The organism is Nocardiopsis sp. JB363 (assembly GCF_900143625.1).
Lineage (GTDB): Bacteria > Actinomycetota > Actinomycetes > Streptosporangiales > Streptosporangiaceae > Nocardiopsis.
In genome coordinates, this window is sequence record NZ_FRFF01000083.1 from 1 (window position 1) to 1,138 (window position 1,138).

The window sequence follows — 1,138 nt, forward strand, 5'->3', positions numbered from 1 at the left end:
AGGCGTCCAGAGCGGCCTGGATCAGCTGGTTATCCGCACCCGGCCCCCACATCCGGAGCAGGAATCCGCCTTCGAAGGTGGGCGAGAATTGGGCGCCACGGGTTTCGAAAGTCTCGTCATAATCCCGGTCGGCTTTGTCGGGGTCCAGTTGGGCGACGAACCATTTCGCCGCGTCCCGCAACTGCCGCACCGACGCCTTCGGGCATTCCTTCTTATAAGCGATCAGCCCGAACTCCAACCGGGCCCGGAAACCCTCCACGTCGGGGTGCTGCGCCCGGAAGTCCTTATCCGCCGAGTCCAGGACCTTGGCCCACTCAGCGGTGGCTTTTTCGGTGGAGGTCGCGATCGCGCACGCTTCACCCAGCGACAGGACATCGCCCTGGAAGGCTTCGTCCACCAGCGGGAGCTGCTGGCGGTGCAGGGCGCGGGCCAGGGTGGCCAGGTTGCCGGCCTGGGCGGGGGTGGTGCCCCACTTGTGGGTGATCCACGCTTTGAGGGTGTTCTGTCCGCCTTTTTCCAACACGGCCCCGGAGGCTTCCATGGTGGCCAGGGCGGGGAGCATCGCGTAGTAGATGCGATCCATTTCCCCGTTGATCCGCCCGTACTGTTCGAGCGCTTCGGCTTCGGCCCCGATCGGGATATCTTGGCCGGCGAATCCTACCGCCATCTCCCGCGCATGGGCCATCGACTGATCGACCGGGGTGGTCCCGGTCGAGGGCGGTGCGCTGGTAGGAAAGATCATACTCTGATTATATGCCAATCCCCTAAAGAATGGCAGCCCTACTCTCGGGTATATTACTTTCTTTTCTCAGGTTGCTGGGATTCCTATCATGGAATGGCGCCTGTTGTGGGTTATCCACAACCCCTTTTTTCGTGGCCGCTTTCCACCGCCGGAGCCGGCAACCGCTGGGACGCGGACCACTACCCGACCCACTTGTAGCGGGCCCTTCGTTACCCAACCGGCCACGTGATGGCGACGCGGCCCACGAGGACACCAGACGGTGGGGCAGGAATCCGGCCGGCTGCGGCCGGACCGGGCGAAGCCCGGCGGCCCGCCAGGGCCCGGGCCGAAGGCCCGGAAGGGCTTTTGGGCCCCTGACCCCACTCCCCCCTTCCCCGATAGCCGCCAACTGCCGTC

General features: G+C 65.0%; 1 pseudogene. It reads right to left on the bottom strand.

Features of this window, described 5'->3' with window-relative positions:
• Window positions 1–742 (bottom strand): annotated as a pseudogene (locus BQ8420_RS12275) (hypothetical protein); the annotation flags it as partial.
• Between the last annotated feature and the right edge of the window lie 396 nt (window positions 743–1,138).